This window comes from Nocardioides hwasunensis (genome assembly GCF_014779665.1).
Taxonomy (GTDB): Bacteria; Actinomycetota; Actinomycetes; order Propionibacteriales; family Nocardioidaceae; genus Nocardioides; species Nocardioides hwasunensis.
This window is the reverse complement of the sequence record NZ_JACXYY010000004.1, coordinates 491012-505166: the sequence shown is the minus strand read 5'-3', so window position 1 is coordinate 505166 and position 14155 is coordinate 491012. Positions and strand designations below refer to the sequence as shown.

Here is a 14155-nt window from a genome sequence, read left to right as displayed (position 1 = left end):
TCCTCCCCGCTCGATCCACTGAATTCCCGCTCGACACAGAAAGCAGGACCATGACGCACTACGACCTGATCGTCCGCAACGTCCGGGTGGCCTCGCACGACTCTCCCGAGCCGGTCCCCGCCGACATCGGCATCGTCGGCGGGCGGATCGTCGCCGTCGGGGAGGGACTCGGCACCACAGATGCGGCGGAGGTCGTCGACGGCGGCGGCAAGGTCGCCTTTCCCGGCGTGGTGGACGCCCACCAGCACTGGGGCATCTACAACCCGCTCGACGTGGACACCGATGTCGAGAGCCGCGCCGCCGCACAGGGCGGCGTCACGACCGGCCTCAACTACATGCGCACGGGGCAGTACTACCTCAACAAGGGAGGTCCGTACGCTCAGGTGTTCCCCGAGGTCCTCGAGCTGTCGGGTGGCAAGGCGTTCATCGACTACGCCTTCCACCTGGCTCCGATGAGCAAGGAGCACATCGAGGAGATCCCGGCGCTCGTCGACGAGCACGGCGTGACGTCGTTCAAGATCTTCATGTTCTACGGCAGCCACGGCCTGCACGGCCGGTCCTCGGACCAGTCGAAGTTCCTGATGACCCCGGAGGGCGAGCGCTACGACATCGCGCACTTCGAGTTCGTGATGCGTGGCATCCAGAAGGCTCGCGAGCTCTACCCCGAGAAGGCCGAGGCGATCTCGCTCAGCCTGCACTGCGAGACCGCCGAGATCATGGCGGCCTACACCCAGCTCGTCGAGGACGAAGGCACCCTGACCGGCCTCGAGGCGTACTCCGCCTCCCGGCCACCGCACTCCGAGGGCCTGGCGATCTCGATCGCCTCCTACCTCGCCCACGAGACCGGTCTGCCCAAGATCAACCTGCTGCACCTGAGCTCGGCCAAGGCGGTGGAGGCGGCCCTTCTGATGGCGAAGACCTTCCCGCACATCGACTTCCGCCGCGAGGTGACCATCGGCCACCTGGTCGCCGACATCCACACCGCATCCGGGATCGGTGGCAAGGTCAACCCGCCGCTGCGACCGCGCGAGGACGTCGAGGCACTGTGGGAGCACCTGCTCGCGGACGAGCTCGACTGGGTGGTCTCCGACCACGCGTGCTGCCGCGACGAGCAGAAGTTCGGCTCGGATCGTGAGGACGTGTTCCTGGCGAAGTCGGGCTTCGGCGGCGCGGAGTACCTGCTGCCCGCACTCGTCACGGAGGGCCAGAAGCGTGGCCTCGGGTGGGACCAGATCGTCCGGCTCACGTCGTGGAACCCGGCCCAGCGCTACGGGCTGCCCAGCAAGGGTGCGATCAAGGAGGGCTACGACGCCGACATCGCGCTCGTCGACCTCGACCACGCGTGGACGATCCGTGCTGCTGACTCCCTCTCCGCGCAGGAGTACACGCCGTTCGAGGGCTTCGACATGACCGCCGCGGTGACCGACACCTTCGTGCGCGGCATGCGCGTGCTCGAGGCCGGACAGGTCGTCGGCGAGCCGCGAGGACAGTACCTCCACCGTCCGACGGGTCGCGCGGAGGCGTGAACGACCGACCGCGCGGCGCGCCCGACCTCGTCGCGCTCTACGTCCCGGGCAACCGGCCGGCGCTCTTCGAGAAGGCGTTGGTCGGCCCGGACGTGGTGATCCTGGACCTCGAGGACGCGGTCCCGCTGGCTGCGAAGGACGACGCGCGCCGCGCCGTCCGCTCCTGGGTCGACGGGCTGGACCAGGCATCCAGGGCACGGATCTCGGTGCGGGTGAACGCCGTCGGGACCCCCCAGCACTCACAGGACCTCGCCGCGGTGGCTGATCTGGGCGGACTCCACTCGGTGCGGGTGCCCAAGGTCGAGTCGCGTGAGGACGTCGCGGCGGTGTCGGCGGTGGTCGGCGACCTCCCGGTCCACGCCCTGCTCGAGACAGCCCGCGGGATCGAGGCCGCAGCCACGGTCGCGGCTTCCCCGGGGGTCGGTGCGCTCGCGATCGGGGAGGCGGACCTCCGCAGCGACCTCGGCGTGACCGCCGAGGACGGCCTGGCCTGGGCGCGTTCCCGGGTGGTCGTGGCGGCTCGTGCCGCCGGCCTGCCCGCGCCGATGATGTCGGCGTGGACCGACCTTGAGGACGACCAGGGTCTGCTCGCGTCATGTCGAGCGGGACGCGGGATGGGCTTCCTGGGCCGCACCGCGGTGCACCCCCGGCAGGTCCCGACGATCCGGGCCGGCTTCGCCCCGAGCGAGGAGGAGGTCGCGCACGCCAGGGCTCTGTTGCGGCACCTCGGCGACGACCACGACGAGCGAGGCATCGCGGTGACCGAGAGCGGCCACATGGTCGACCGGGCGATGGTGCGCAACGCCGAGCAGGTCCTCGCGCTCCACGACGCGTCCCGCTGACCCACGCCCGGCCGCAGCGCCGGGATCCGACATCGACGCTGCGGCGCGGCGGACCGTCGCGACGTCACCGGACAGGGACCGGCGCGCTCAGACGTTGGGTCGTCAGCAGATGAGGGAGCGGACGGGGACGGGTTGGCCGGCTGCATCGAGGTCGACCACACGGGCGGACCAGGCCGACAGGCGCAGGCAGGTCGCTTCAAGTGGTCCGTATCCCCACGAGCCGTTCACGACGTTGAGGTCACGGACGGTTCCTTGGACCCCGAGGCGGAAGGGGTAGCCGCCCCCGTCGACGATCAGTCCATCGATGTCGACGCTCGTGTTTCCCTGCCCGTCTGGGACGAAGAAGGCCGCGGTGCCGCGACATCCGGCGCGCTCGTCGAGGACGAGGACGGAGTTGCGCACCGTGATCTCCGCACCCCAGTACCCCTGTAGTCCGTCGCCGTGCCAGTCGGCGCAGCTGTCCGGCGCGACCACGTTGGCGTACGAGTCGATGATGGTGACGGGCCCGCAGCTCGGCCGTCCACCGGCGCGGAAGCCCTCCGCCGCACCGTCGATGAGGACGTTGCGCGCGGTGTAGCCGCCGTCGCCGAGAGCGGGCGTGCCGCTGTCCGACGTGCGAGGGCCACGGCGGATCGTCGAGTCTTTCACGGTGAGGCCGTTGTGGCACGTCTGTCCCGGCCAGTTGTTGATCTCGCCACCGACCACCTCGACCCTGCGCACGGTGACGTCGGGCGCATCGATGACCAGGCTGCCGTTGATGCGGAGGTCGGACACGGTCGCGCCCGGGGTGCTCACCCGGTAGTCACCATTGATGGTGCGTGCGGGGGACCACCCTGCAGGCAGGCCCGCGGTGGCGATTGTCGGGAAGCCCGTGATGGGGCTGGGAGTCGGCGTCGGGGTCTCGGTGGGGGTCGGGGTCTCCGTCGGGGTCTCCGTGGGCGTCGGCGTGTCGGTGGGGGTCGGGGTCTCCGTCGGGGTCTCCGTGGGCGTCGGCGTGTCGGTGGGGGTCGGGGTCTCCGTCGGGGTGGGGGTCCCGGTGGGGGTGGGCGTGGCGGTGGGGGCCTGCTCCTCGAGTGCGCTCACCCGTCGCTCGAGCTCGCTCACGCGGGTCTCGAGGGTGGGAGCGGTGCCGGGGTCCGACTGCGCGTTGACGGCGACACCGAGGGTGAGGACGACGCCCAGAGCGAGCCCGGCGGGCCCGTATCGGCGTAGGGGGGAGTTCATGGGCGGGGGTCTCCTGGGGGGTGGGGGACGCGCGTCGACGCAGGTCGGATCGGGGGGATCCGTCGAGGACGCGCAGGTCGTGGAGAGGGGCGCCGGACAGCGCGCCTGGTCGCATCTCCTCGACCCTGACCCGCGGGGCGATGCCCTGGCTAGTGCCCAAATTGGTGATCTGGGGAGCCGTGGCCGCTCAACGAGAGAAGGAGAGCGCCCGCCACTCACCCTCGGACACGACCTCGACCCGGTCGCCGTCGACCACGACGGCGGACTGCTCGTCGAGGGCGTACGCCGGGTTGCCGAGGTCGGCGGCCCACTCCTCGGCGGCCTCGAAGGTGTTGGTGGGGAATGCCCCGACGTGCGGGAAGATCGAGAAGTCGACGACGCCGAGCGTGCGGTCGCCCTGCTCGGGCTGCCACTCGACGAAGAGGTCGCCGATCCGCGGGGTCAGCACCATGCTGCCGGCACTGACGCCGACCCAGACGGTGTCGGTCAGGGAGGGCAGCAGCTCTCCGAGCCCGGACTCCTCGATCCAGTGGGCGAGGTACGTCGCCTCGCCGCCGTCGACGAGGAGCACGTCGGCCGCCTGCACCCACGGCACCCAGCGCTCCGGGTCGATCGTCGGGAGGGCGGTGAGCTCGAGCAGGCCGACGGACTGCCAGCCCAGGCCGGTCATGGTCGCGGGGGACCGGTCGGTGGCGAACCGACGCAGCGACTCGGGGCCGCACATCGGATGACCCCACTGCGCCGTGGGGATGGCGAGCGCGGTCGACTCCTCGATCGGCTTGCCGAGCAGCTCGACCAGCGCGGCGCGGATGCTGTCGTTGGTCACGCCGCCGGACGTCAGCAAGAGCCTCATGATCGGCATCGTCGCAGATGCCCTACCGTCGTCTGGTGACCGACTTCCAGCGGATCTTCGTGGTCAGCACGCGGGCCAGTGAGTCGGACGTCGCGCGGCTGCGGGCACGCCTGGGCAGGTCCGCGGTCGTGGCCACCGCCCCGACCGGCGAGGCCAAGCGGGTGGTGACCGGCCTGGGGCTGCCGGCGAGCCCCGAGACGACGCTGGCGCCGGTGCGCTTCCCCGACGTGGACCGTGGCCACCGTCTCGACGAGGTGGTGCGACGCCACGCGGTCGAGGACCGGTTCCGCGACGTCGTCGTGGTGGCCGACTCCGCCACGCTCACCCTCCTGCTCCGCGTGCTCGCCCCCGACCAGCTGCCCGAGCAGGGGCCGGTGACGGAGGTCGGGCTGCGCCGCGGGACCCGGCCAGTGCCGCTCGGCCACGCGGTCGCCGGCGGGGTGGCGCTGGGAGCCGTCTCGGGCCTGCTGTCGGCAGTCCTGCCCGTGTGGGTGCTGCCGGCGCTCGTCGTCCTCGCCGGACTGGTCCTCCTCGTCCCGCCCCGGCACCGCCACCTCGGCCAGACCCTGCTGATCGCGACCGCGGTCGCCGTGCTGGTCGTGTTCTGGGCGATCGCCGGGTCGGCGCGGTTCCCCGGCTCGTGGTGAACGACTGCTGGGGTGAGCGTCAGGACGCCGGTGCGAGCGCGGGCGTGCGCCGCAGCACCACGACCATCGCGCAGGCGGTGAGCAGCAGCGCCGAGGCCAGTCCCACCACTCCGGCCCAACCCGCATGCGTCCAGGCCACGGTGCCGAGGTTGCCGAACACGGACGCGCCGACGTAGTAGGCGAAGAGGTAGAACGACGCGGCCTGCCCGGTGCTGACCCCGGCGAGGTGGGCGCGCGCGGTCACCCACCCGCTGGCCAGGCCGTGGAGGCAGAAGAATCCGATGGTCAGTGCGGCCATGCCGAGGACGACGAAGACCAGGGAGCCGCTGAGCGTCAGCCACACGCCGCCCAGTGCGAAGCCGCAGCCCACGGGGACGGTGGCCCGGCGACCGATGCGGTCCGCGACCCGTCCTGACACCGCCGAGCTGACGCTGCCCAGGGCGTAGACGAGGTAGACCAGGCTGACCGTGCCGGCCGAGAGGCCGTACGGCGCCTCGCTCAGGCGGAAGCCCAGCGCGTTGAAGACCGCGACCATCGTCCCGATGCCGCAGGCGCCGAGGACGTAGAGGGCGAGGAGGGCGCCGTCGCGCACGGCACCCCGGACGCCGTCGACCACGCTGCCGACGCCGGAGGGCCGGGGGACGAAGTGGCGCGACGCCGGCAGCAGCCAGGCGACGAGGGCGGCGCAGGCCAGGGCGAAGCCGGCGGCCGCGGCCAGGCCCCACCGCCACCCGGCGAGGTCGGCGAGCGGCGCCGTCACGAGGCGACCGGCCATCCCGCCCAGGGCGGTGCCGCCGACGTACAGCCCGAACGCCCGGCCGTGAGCGGAGTGGTGCAGCTCCTCGCGCAGGTACGCCGTCGCGACCGCGGGCAGGCCGGCCAGGGTGATGCCCTGGAGCGTCCGCAGCGCCAGCAGCCACTCCCAGCTCGGCGCGACCGCGCAGGCCAGCGCCACGACGGACGACGACCAGAGGGACAGGTGGATCAGGCGCGTGCGCCCGACCACCTCCGACACCGGCCCGGCGACGAGGAGGGCGATCGCGAGCGCACCGGTGGTGAGCGACAGCGCGAGCGTCGCGCGCGCCGGTGTCACGTCGTAGGCCCGGGCCAGGTCCGGGAGCAGCGCCTGGACGTCGTAGAGCACGACGAACGTGGACATGCCCGCGAGGAAGACCGCCACCATGACGCGGCGATAGCCGGCCGATCCCGGCAGGTGGGTCTCCGCGGTGCGCGGCTCGACGGTGGTGCTCACCCCTTCATCGTGGGGTGGTCCGGAACGATACGTCCAATGTCGACATCATCGCCCAGCCATGCGCGAGACGTATGATCGACAGGTGATGATGCGCGACCTCCAGTGGCTCGTGCAGCTCGGCGAGCTCGGCCACGTGACCGAGACGGCGTCGTTCCTCGGCACGAGCCAACCCACGCTGTCCCGGGCGCTCGCCCGGCTCGAGGACGAGCTCGGGGTGCGCATCTTCGAGCGGGTGCCGACCGGGCTCGAGCCGACCGCCGACGGCCGGGTCGTCCTGCGCGCGGCCCGTGAGCTGGTCGACAGGCACGACCTGCTCCGCGCGGAGCTCGCCAACCGGCTCGACCCCGACACCGGGCTGATCCGGCTGGCCTTCCTCGACTCGATGGCGACCACGCTGGTGCCGAGGCTGCTGCGTGCCTTCCATGCGTACGCACCTGGCCTCAAGGTCGCGCTGAGCCAGGAGCCGGACCACGACATCCGCCGAGACCTGGCGCGGGGCACGGTCGAGCTGGGCCTCACCATGGAGCGCTCCGACGACCTGGCCTGGCTGCCGGTCCGGCGCGAGCGACTGGTCGTCGTGGTGCCGCCCTCCCACCGGTTGCGGCACCGCAAGCGGGTCGACCTGGCCGATCTCGCCGACGACGAGCTGGTGACCACGCCCGCCGGCTTCGGGCACAGCGCCATCGTGCAGGGTCTGCTGTCCGAGGCCGGGATCAGCCCGCGCATCTCCTTCGAGAGTGCCGACCTCGCCACGATCGAGGGACTGGTGGCGGCCGGCCTCGGCGTGGCCGTCGTACCGGAGGCGTTCGCCGGCCAGTCCGGCTCGGTCGGGCTCGCGCTCAGCTCGCCGGGCGCGACCCGGACGATCGGGCTGACCTGGCGGACCGACCGTCCGCTGGCGCCGCCGGCAGCGCGCCTCCTCGCCTTCGTGCGCGAGCGCAGCTGGGACGACGACTGACCTGCTCGGCCCCGGCTATGACACAGCCCCGTCCGGTATGGGGCCGGGCGGAGCCGTGTCGGATCGTGGGCGCGGGGTCAGCTGCCCGTGCGTGGGCCGAAGAGCAGGCCCTTGCGCACGATGCGCCTGCGGGGCTGCGGGAGGGCCGGAGCCGGCCACCACTCGAGGGTGAGCCCGCCACCGCGGTTGAAGCCCTCGCGGTAGACGAAGTTGGCCCCGCACGAGCAGATCCAGCGCTCACCTGCCGCGTGCTGGCTCTCGGCGGCGGGCGCCCCCTCGGTCTCCAGACACACGTGGATCATCGTCCCCATGGCGCTACCCCTCTTGTGTCGGCGCTCGACCCCACATCGAGCTGACGCCATGGTGCGTCGCGTCGCGGACGAATGCCATGCCCGACCCGGGAATTGCGGGCGTTCTTGACCAAAACTCGAGGATTCGTGCTAGTGGAGACGAAGTACCGCTGTTCCTTTGCTCGACGCTAATTTCCGCGGGATCCGGCACGTTCGTGCAGTTGCGGTCGCGCTCCGTGAGACGCTGCGTGTGGCTCACTGGAGCACTGGCCCGGTCAGCTTGTCTGTCCCGTGCCCCGACGCCCCGTCGCCTGCTGGCGCGTCTCTTCCGAGGTGGTGATCGGTGCAGCGCACACGCAGAGGCCCCGACCCGGGAAGGGTCGGGGCCGCGTCCGGGCCGCGACTACGCGCAGATGGCGAAGGCGTAGACCTGGACTGCGATCGGGTTGTCGCTGTTGTTGATGACCGTGCGCCACCCGGTCGTGGGAGACGGAGCTGCCGGACCGCTGGACGCCGGGACGGCGATGCTGGCGAAGAAGCCACCGCCGGTGACCTTCTTGCCCGGTGCGCAGTAGGCATCGGCATACCCGATGTCACCGGCAGCGACCGTCACGGTCGGGCCCTGGACGATGGCGTGGGTGGCGTTCGCGCTGGCGCCGGCCGGACCTGTCAGCCCGGTCAGTCCGGCGGGGCCCTGCGGACCCTGGGGACCCTGGGGACCCTGCGGGCCCATCAACTTGCTGCGCTCACTGGCCTTGAAGTCCTTCAGGGTCAGCGTCCCGTTCTTCACCTTGTCGGTGGTGATCGCGTTGTCTGCGATCTGCTTCGTGGTGATGAGCCCAGCCGCGACAGCGGTGCCAGTGCTGGAGAGCGCCGCGACCACTACCACTGCGCCTACGGTGCCCACGATCTTCTTGCTGATGGTCATTGAAGCGTGTCCTCACGTTTCGGCGACATGGATTGCGCCGGTGGCCACAGCGTGGCAGGACGTCGGGGCGCTTGAGGCCGAATTGCAAAGGTTGCCCTGACGGACATTCGGATGCGCTAGATCCAGCGACGGAACCAGATCCGGGCGTCCCACTCCGACTTGGTCAGCAGGACGTCGGTCCAGATCGGCCAGAACCAGGCGAAGGCGACCAGCGCCAGCACGGTGTAGCTGCCGGCGACCACCACCCCGAACGTACGCCGGGGAGTGGGCACGTCGGAGGTGCCGATCAGGTGCCCCATCGCGAGCGCGATCGAGAGCACCATGAAGGGCAGGCAGGCGATCGCGTAGAAGTAGAAGATCGGCCGGTCGTCGTAGAGGAACCACGGCAGCCACGTGCTGGCGATGCCTGCGACCACCACGCCGTGGCGCCAGTCGCGTGCGCCGATCCAGAGCAGCAGGGACGCGATCATCGCCAGGCAGCCGCCCCACCAGATGACGGGGTTGCCCAGGAGCAGGACCTGCCGGATGCAGTCCGAGCCGCTCGGCGCGTCGCACCCCTGCGAGCCGGGCTGGATCTCGGTCTGCGCGTCCACGCCCACCGGCCGCCCCATCACCAGCCAGGTCGTCGGCTTGGAGGCGTAGATGTGGGTCGAGTCGTTGAGGAAGTGGCTGTGGAAGGTGTAGACGTCCTGGTGGTAGTACCAGAGCGATCGCAGCGACTGGGTGACCTCGCCGAGGCCCGTCGCGTCGGGCTCGGTCGCGGTGGGCCACTGCTTCCCGCCGTCGTACGTCGTGTACTGGGTGTTGCTGAGGGTCTCCTCGTAGGAGTCGGCGTGGACGAGCCAGCCGGTCCACGAGGCGACGTAGGTCGCGAACGCGACACCGACCAGGGCGAGGAACGCGGGGACGCCGTCGAGGAAGACCGAGCGGAGCAGCGCTCGCCTCTGGCCGAACGCGCGGCGCGCACCGGCGCTCCAGATCCACGCGAGCAGGCCGAAGACGGCCAGGACGTAGGCCCCTGACCACTTGGTGCCGCACGCCAGCCCGAAGCTGACTCCACCGAGGAGCAGCCAGGGTCGCCACAGGCCCAGTGCGCGGGAGTGCCGTCCCGACGCGAGCCGGTCGCGCAACCACTGCCGGTCGGCGACCACGCAGTGCACGCCGCACAGGACGAAGAAGGCCAGGAAGATGTCGAGCAGCGCCAGCCGGGAGAGCACCAGCTGGAGGCCGTCGACCGCGAGCAGCAGCCCCGCGACCAGGCCGAGCACCGTCGAGCCGGTGACGCGGCGCACGAACCGGCACATCAGCAGCACCATCAGCGATCCGACGATCGCCGAGGCCATGCGCCACCCGGTGGGGTCCATCCCGAAGACCTTGATGCCCAGCGCGATCAGCCACTTGCCGACCTCGGGGTGCACGACCATCGACGGGGTGTCCTGCCACAGGCCGGTGAGGTTGCCGTTGAGGATCGTCTTGTCGGCGTCCTCGACGTAGGTCAGGACGTAGCCGTGGTTGAGCAGCGACCAGGCGTCCTTGGCGTAGTAGGTCTCGTCGAAGGAGAAGGCGTGCGGCGTGCCGAGGTGCCAGCGCCGGAGGAAGAACGCCAGCGACGCCAGGCAGATGGCGCCGACCCAGCCGAGGAGCGGGTCCTCCGAGCGCCAGCGCGGACGGTTCCGCTCGGCGGCAGTCGGAGTCACGCGGGAACTCTAACCAGCGGCCCCCGGCCTCCAGCGCCTCCGCGGGACGACCTCGTGTCCGAGAGCGCGGCGACGACCTTGACGTGACGGTGGCCACAGCCGAGACTGGTCGGGTTGGTTCAGACATGCGAACTGTGTTCGACATGTTGCCCTGAGGGAAAGGTCGTCATGCTCCGATCCGCGTCCGCCGTACGTCCCGCGTCGAGGTGGCAGGTCGTCCTCGCCACCCTCGTGATGGTCGGCTCCGTGCTCACGGGAGTGCTCGTCGCGTCGTCGCCGACCGTGGCGGCTGCCGAGGGACGTACGTGGGTGGTCGACGCGGTCGACGACTCCACCAGCAACCGGTGGGAGTCGGTCGACACCGGCCGCAACGTGGTGACCATCGCGGTGGGTGACACCGTCGTGTGGCGGTTCGACCGGGCCAACCAGGCGCACGACCTGAAGTCCAAGGCTCCCGTCGACCACTGGGACCGGGCGTGGGAGATGCACGAGTCGTGGGCGCCGGGCGACGGTGACAAGACGCTGAGCCACACCTTCACCGAGGCCGGCACCTACAACTACGAGTGCACGCTGCACGCGGGGATGATGGACGGCATCGTGGTGGTCGCCGACGACCCGACCAACACCCCACCCACCGCGAACCCCGTGGTCGAGCTGGACCCCGTCACCACCAACGTCCTGCACGCCACGGCGAACGCGAGCGACGTCGACGATGACCCGCTGAGCATCTCGTGGGACTTCGGCGCCGGTGGTGCCAGGTCGAGCGCGAACCACGCGATGCACGACTACAGCACCCCGGGGCCGTACGTCGTGCGGCTGCGCGTGAGCGACGGCCGCGGCGGGCTGTACGCCCGGGACTTCCCGATCACGGTGACGGGCGGGGACACCACCGAGCCGCCGTCGGACGACGCGCTCCCCGAGATCGACGCGCTCGCCTCGACGGACGCCTCGCTGACCGCGTCCTTCTCCACCGAGGTCACGACCCGAGGCGTGTTCACGCCCTTCGCCGCCTGGACGCCGGCGGACGGCGACCTGGCCGGGAACGCGACGATGGTGCGCCGCCGCGGCCAGACGGTCACCTCTATCAGCGTCACCGGCGCGAAGCCCGCCACCTCCTATGACGAGGTCCACGTCCACGAGCAGCCGTGCACGGTGGGCAACGCAGGTGTGCACTTCCGGTTCGACACCGCTCGCCCCTTCGCCGAGCCCAACGAGATCTGGCCGCTCTTCACCACGGACGCCGGCGGGGCGAGCGGCCCGGTCGAGGTCGTCAAGGCGATGCGCGCTGGTCCGAAGGCCGTCTCCGTCGTCGTCCACGACCCGGAGGACGTCGGCCGTCGCCTCGCCTGCGCCGATCTCACACCGAGGACCGGTGACCTCATCCACGTGTGGAGCTTCGGCGACGGCGCGACCGCCGTGGGCGCCGACCCCGACCACACCTACGCCGCACCCGGCACCTACACCGCCACGGTCACCGTGACGCAGGGGACCGGCGCGCACGCCGGGCACCTGTCGGTGAGCGACAGCGTCCGGGTCGTCGTCGGCGCAGGCGCGCCGACGACGCCCGCGCCGACCGACTCGCCCGCGCCGACCCCCACGCCCGTGCCGCCCGTGCCACCGGTGCAGCCCGTGCCGCCGGTGCCGCCTGTGCCGCCCGTGCCGGTCGTTCCTGTCGTGGACCGCACGCCGCCGCGGGTCTCGCAGGTCGGTCCGGTCCGGACGATCCGGGCCAGGCGACCCTTGATCAGGGCGCGGGTGGTCGACCGGCACTCGTCGGTGCGCAGGAAGTCGATCGTGCTGCGCGTCGACGGTCGCAAGGTCCGGGGACTCACCTACCGCGCGAGGAGCGGGCAGGTGACCTGGCGGCCGGCGAAGGCGCTCGCGCCCGGGCGGCACGTCGTCCGTCTCGTCGCCCGCGACACCGCCGGCAACAAGACGACCAGGACCTGGCGGTTCACCGTCCGGCGCTGAGGTGACGCGGGAGGTCGCCTACGTCCTGGTCGCGACGAGAACGTGGGGGACCATCCCCGGCCGGGCTGCGGCTGCTGACATGATCGGCCGCATGTCTGGCGTCCTGGTCCTCGCGGGCACCCCGATCGGACAGGCCGGCGACGCACCCCCGCGCCTCGCGGCCGAGCTCTCCGGGGCGGACGTGGTCGCGGCGGAGGACACCCGCCGGCTCAAGCGGCTGTGCTCCGACCTCGACATCACCCTGTCCGGCCGGGTCGTCTCCTACTTCGAGGGCAACGAGCAGGCGCGCACGCCCGCGCTCCTCGAGGCGCTCCTCGCCGGTGACCGCGTCGTGCTGGTCACCGACGCCGGGATGCCGAGCGTCTCCGACCCGGGCTACCGCCTCGTCGCCGCGGCGGTCGAGCACGACGTGCGCGTCACCGCCGTGCCCGGCCCGAGCGCCGTCCTCACCGCGCTCGCGGTGAGCGGGCTGCCGGTCGACCGGTTCTGCTTCGAGGGCTTCCTGCCGCGCAAGGCGGGGGAGCGCGGGCGCCGGCTCGCCGCGCTCGCCACCGAGGAGCGCACGATGGTGTTCTTCGAGGCGCCGCACCGCACCGAGGCCGCGCTCGCCGCGATGGCCGAGGCGCTGGGGGACGACCGTCCCGCCGCGGTCTGTCGCGAGCTCACCAAGACCCACGAGGAGGTACGCCGCGGCCCGCTCGTCGAGCTCGTCGCCTGGGCCGCGGACGGCGTACGCGGTGAGGTGACCATCGTCGTCGAGGGCTCCAGCGGCGGGCCCGCGGTGGCCACCGACCCCGGTTCGCTGCGTGCCGCCGTCGCCGAGCTCGAGGCCTCGGGGTCCACGCGCAAGGAGGCGATCGCCGAGGTCGCCAAGCGTGCCGGCCTGCCCAAGCGGGAGGTGTACGACGTTGTCCACCGCTGACCCCGGCTCGGGTCCGACCCGCAGCCGCGCCGCGACCGAGGAGACGTCGGGCGCCCGACGTGACCGCGAGCGCCCGCCGGCGCCCGAGCCCCTCCCGCACCCCGTGGTCGACAACCACTGCCACCTCGACATCGCCGACGGCGACTGGGTCTCCACCGCCGACGCGATCGCCGCGGCGGCCGCGGTCGGCGTACCCCGCATCGTGCAGATCGGGTGCGACCTGCCCGGCGCGCGGTGGGCGGTGCAGGCGGCCGCCGAGCACGACGCCCTGGTCGCCGGGGTGGCGCTGCACCCCAACGAGGCGCCCCGGCTGGCCGAGGTCGGGCGGCTCGACGAGGCGCTCGACGAGATCGAGCAGCTCGCCGCCGCCCACGACAAGGTCCGCGCCGTCGGGGAGACCGGCCTGGACCACTTCCGCACGGGCGAGGACGGGCGCGCGGCGCAGGAGGAGAGCTTCCGGCGCCACATCGACATCGCCAAGCGACTCGGCAAGACCCTGGTGATCCACGACCGCGACGCCCACGACGACGTGCTGCGGATCATCGACGAGGAGGGGGCGCCCGAGCGCTGGGTGATGCACTGCTTCTCCGGCGACGACCGCTTCGCCCGGCAGTGCCTGGACCGCGGCGCGCACCTCAGCTTCGCCGGCACGGTCACGTTCAAGAACGCCGCGCCCCTGCGCAACGCGCTCGCGGTCACCCCGATGGACCGGATGCTCGTCGAGACCGACGCACCCTTCCTGACCCCCACTCCCTACCGCGGCCGACCCAACGCGTCCTACCTCGTCCCGCTCACCGTGCGGGCGATGGCCGAGGTGCTCCGGGCCGATCTCGAGACCCTGTGCCGGGCGATCGATGCCAACACCGAGGCCGCCTTCGGAGGCGTCTGGTAAGCAAAACCGCCCACCAAATTCGGCGTTCGAGTTTGCGTCACCCCCACTCGTCGTTATGGTCGTGTGATTGTCAGCCGGGATCGGGAGCGATTCACGGCAGCGCAGAGGACCGGATCGGGCCGGTCCTGCGAGACCCCCGCTCGCACGTCGTAC

Annotated in this window: 13 protein-coding genes; 7 read left to right on the top strand and 6 right to left on the bottom strand. The window is 71.8% G+C overall.

What is annotated here, in order from left to right:
• The first annotated feature begins 50 nt into the window (after positions 1–50).
• Together IEZ25_RS12325 and IEZ25_RS12320 are read left to right on the top strand one after the other, a co-directional pair.
• A complete protein-coding gene (locus IEZ25_RS12325) occupies positions 51–1526 on the top strand; it encodes a dihydroorotase (protein WP_191199707.1) in 1476 nt (491 codons plus the stop codon).
• Positions 1523–2368 carry an HpcH/HpaI aldolase/citrate lyase family protein gene (locus IEZ25_RS12320; protein WP_191199706.1) on the top strand — a complete coding sequence of 282 codons (846 nt, stop codon included), beginning with the start codon at positions 1523–1525 and terminating at the stop codon, positions 2366–2368. The genes IEZ25_RS12325 and IEZ25_RS12320 overlap by 4 nt, the downstream gene beginning before the upstream one ends.
• A gap of 102 nt (positions 2369–2470) precedes the next feature.
• On the opposite strand, the gene IEZ25_RS21490 is transcribed toward IEZ25_RS12320, so the two are convergent.
• Positions 2471–3592, bottom strand: coding sequence for a hypothetical protein (locus tag IEZ25_RS21490; protein ID WP_224748858.1), 1122 nt, complete (start codon positions 3590–3592; stop codon positions 2471–2473).
• A gap of 187 nt (positions 3593–3779) precedes the next feature.
• Positions 3780–4445: a Type 1 glutamine amidotransferase-like domain-containing protein gene (locus IEZ25_RS12310; protein WP_191199705.1), complete on the bottom strand. Its 666-nt coding sequence runs from the start codon at positions 4443–4445 to the stop codon at positions 3780–3782.
• 35 nt (positions 4446–4480) lie between these two features.
• On the opposite strand from IEZ25_RS12310, the gene IEZ25_RS12305 reads away from it, so the two are divergent.
• Positions 4481–5092 carry a hypothetical protein gene (locus IEZ25_RS12305; RefSeq protein ID WP_191199704.1) on the top strand — a complete coding sequence of 204 codons (612 nt, stop codon included), beginning with the start codon at positions 4481–4483 and terminating at the stop codon, positions 5090–5092.
• Positions 5093–5111: 19 nt separating this feature from the next.
• Here IEZ25_RS12305 and IEZ25_RS12300 read toward each other — a convergent pair whose 3' ends face one another.
• Positions 5112–6344: an MFS transporter gene (locus IEZ25_RS12300; protein ID WP_318152196.1), complete on the bottom strand. Its 1233-nt coding sequence runs from the start codon at positions 6342–6344 to the stop codon at positions 5112–5114.
• Between the two features lie 58 nt (positions 6345–6402).
• Between IEZ25_RS12300 and IEZ25_RS12295 the strand changes: the two genes are divergently transcribed.
• A complete protein-coding gene (locus tag IEZ25_RS12295; protein ID WP_191199703.1) occupies positions 6403–7302 on the top strand; it encodes a LysR family transcriptional regulator in 900 nt (299 codons plus the stop codon).
• Positions 7303–7379: 77 nt separating this feature from the next.
• Here the strand turns inward: IEZ25_RS12295 and IEZ25_RS12290 are convergent, their stop codons facing one another.
• The 3 genes from IEZ25_RS12290 to IEZ25_RS12280 all read right to left on the bottom strand — a co-directional run bounded on the left by IEZ25_RS12290 (position 7380) and on the right by IEZ25_RS12280 (position 10217).
• Complete coding sequence (locus tag IEZ25_RS12290; RefSeq protein WP_191199702.1) at positions 7380–7613, bottom strand: hypothetical protein; 234 nt, start codon at positions 7611–7613, stop codon at positions 7380–7382.
• A gap of 382 nt (positions 7614–7995) precedes the next feature.
• Entirely contained in the window at positions 7996–8520 is a 525-nt protein-coding gene (locus IEZ25_RS21485) for a hypothetical protein (RefSeq protein ID WP_224748857.1), read from the bottom strand.
• Positions 8521–8636: 116 nt separating this feature from the next.
• On the bottom strand, positions 8637–10217 hold the full coding sequence (locus tag IEZ25_RS12280) for a dolichyl-phosphate-mannose--protein mannosyltransferase (protein ID WP_191199701.1): 1581 nt from the start codon (positions 10215–10217) through the stop codon (positions 8637–8639).
• A gap of 168 nt (positions 10218–10385) precedes the next feature.
• Here IEZ25_RS12280 and IEZ25_RS12275 point away from each other — a divergent pair, with 168 nt between their 5' ends.
• The 3 genes from IEZ25_RS12275 to IEZ25_RS12265 all read left to right on the top strand — a co-directional run bounded on the left by IEZ25_RS12275 (position 10386) and on the right by IEZ25_RS12265 (position 14002).
• On the top strand, positions 10386–12188 hold the full coding sequence (locus IEZ25_RS12275) for a PKD domain-containing protein (protein WP_191199700.1): 1803 nt from the start codon (positions 10386–10388) through the stop codon (positions 12186–12188).
• A 91-nt stretch (positions 12189–12279) separates the two neighbouring features.
• Positions 12280–13110, top strand: a complete 831-nt coding sequence (gene rsmI, locus IEZ25_RS12270; RefSeq protein WP_191199699.1) for a 16S rRNA (cytidine(1402)-2'-O)-methyltransferase — start codon at positions 12280–12282, stop codon at positions 13108–13110.
• Positions 13097–14002, top strand: a complete 906-nt coding sequence (locus IEZ25_RS12265; protein ID WP_191199698.1) for a TatD family hydrolase — start codon at positions 13097–13099, stop codon at positions 14000–14002. Before rsmI ends, IEZ25_RS12265 begins: the two co-directional genes overlap by 14 nt.
• The last annotated feature ends 153 nt before the right edge of the window (positions 14003–14155 follow it).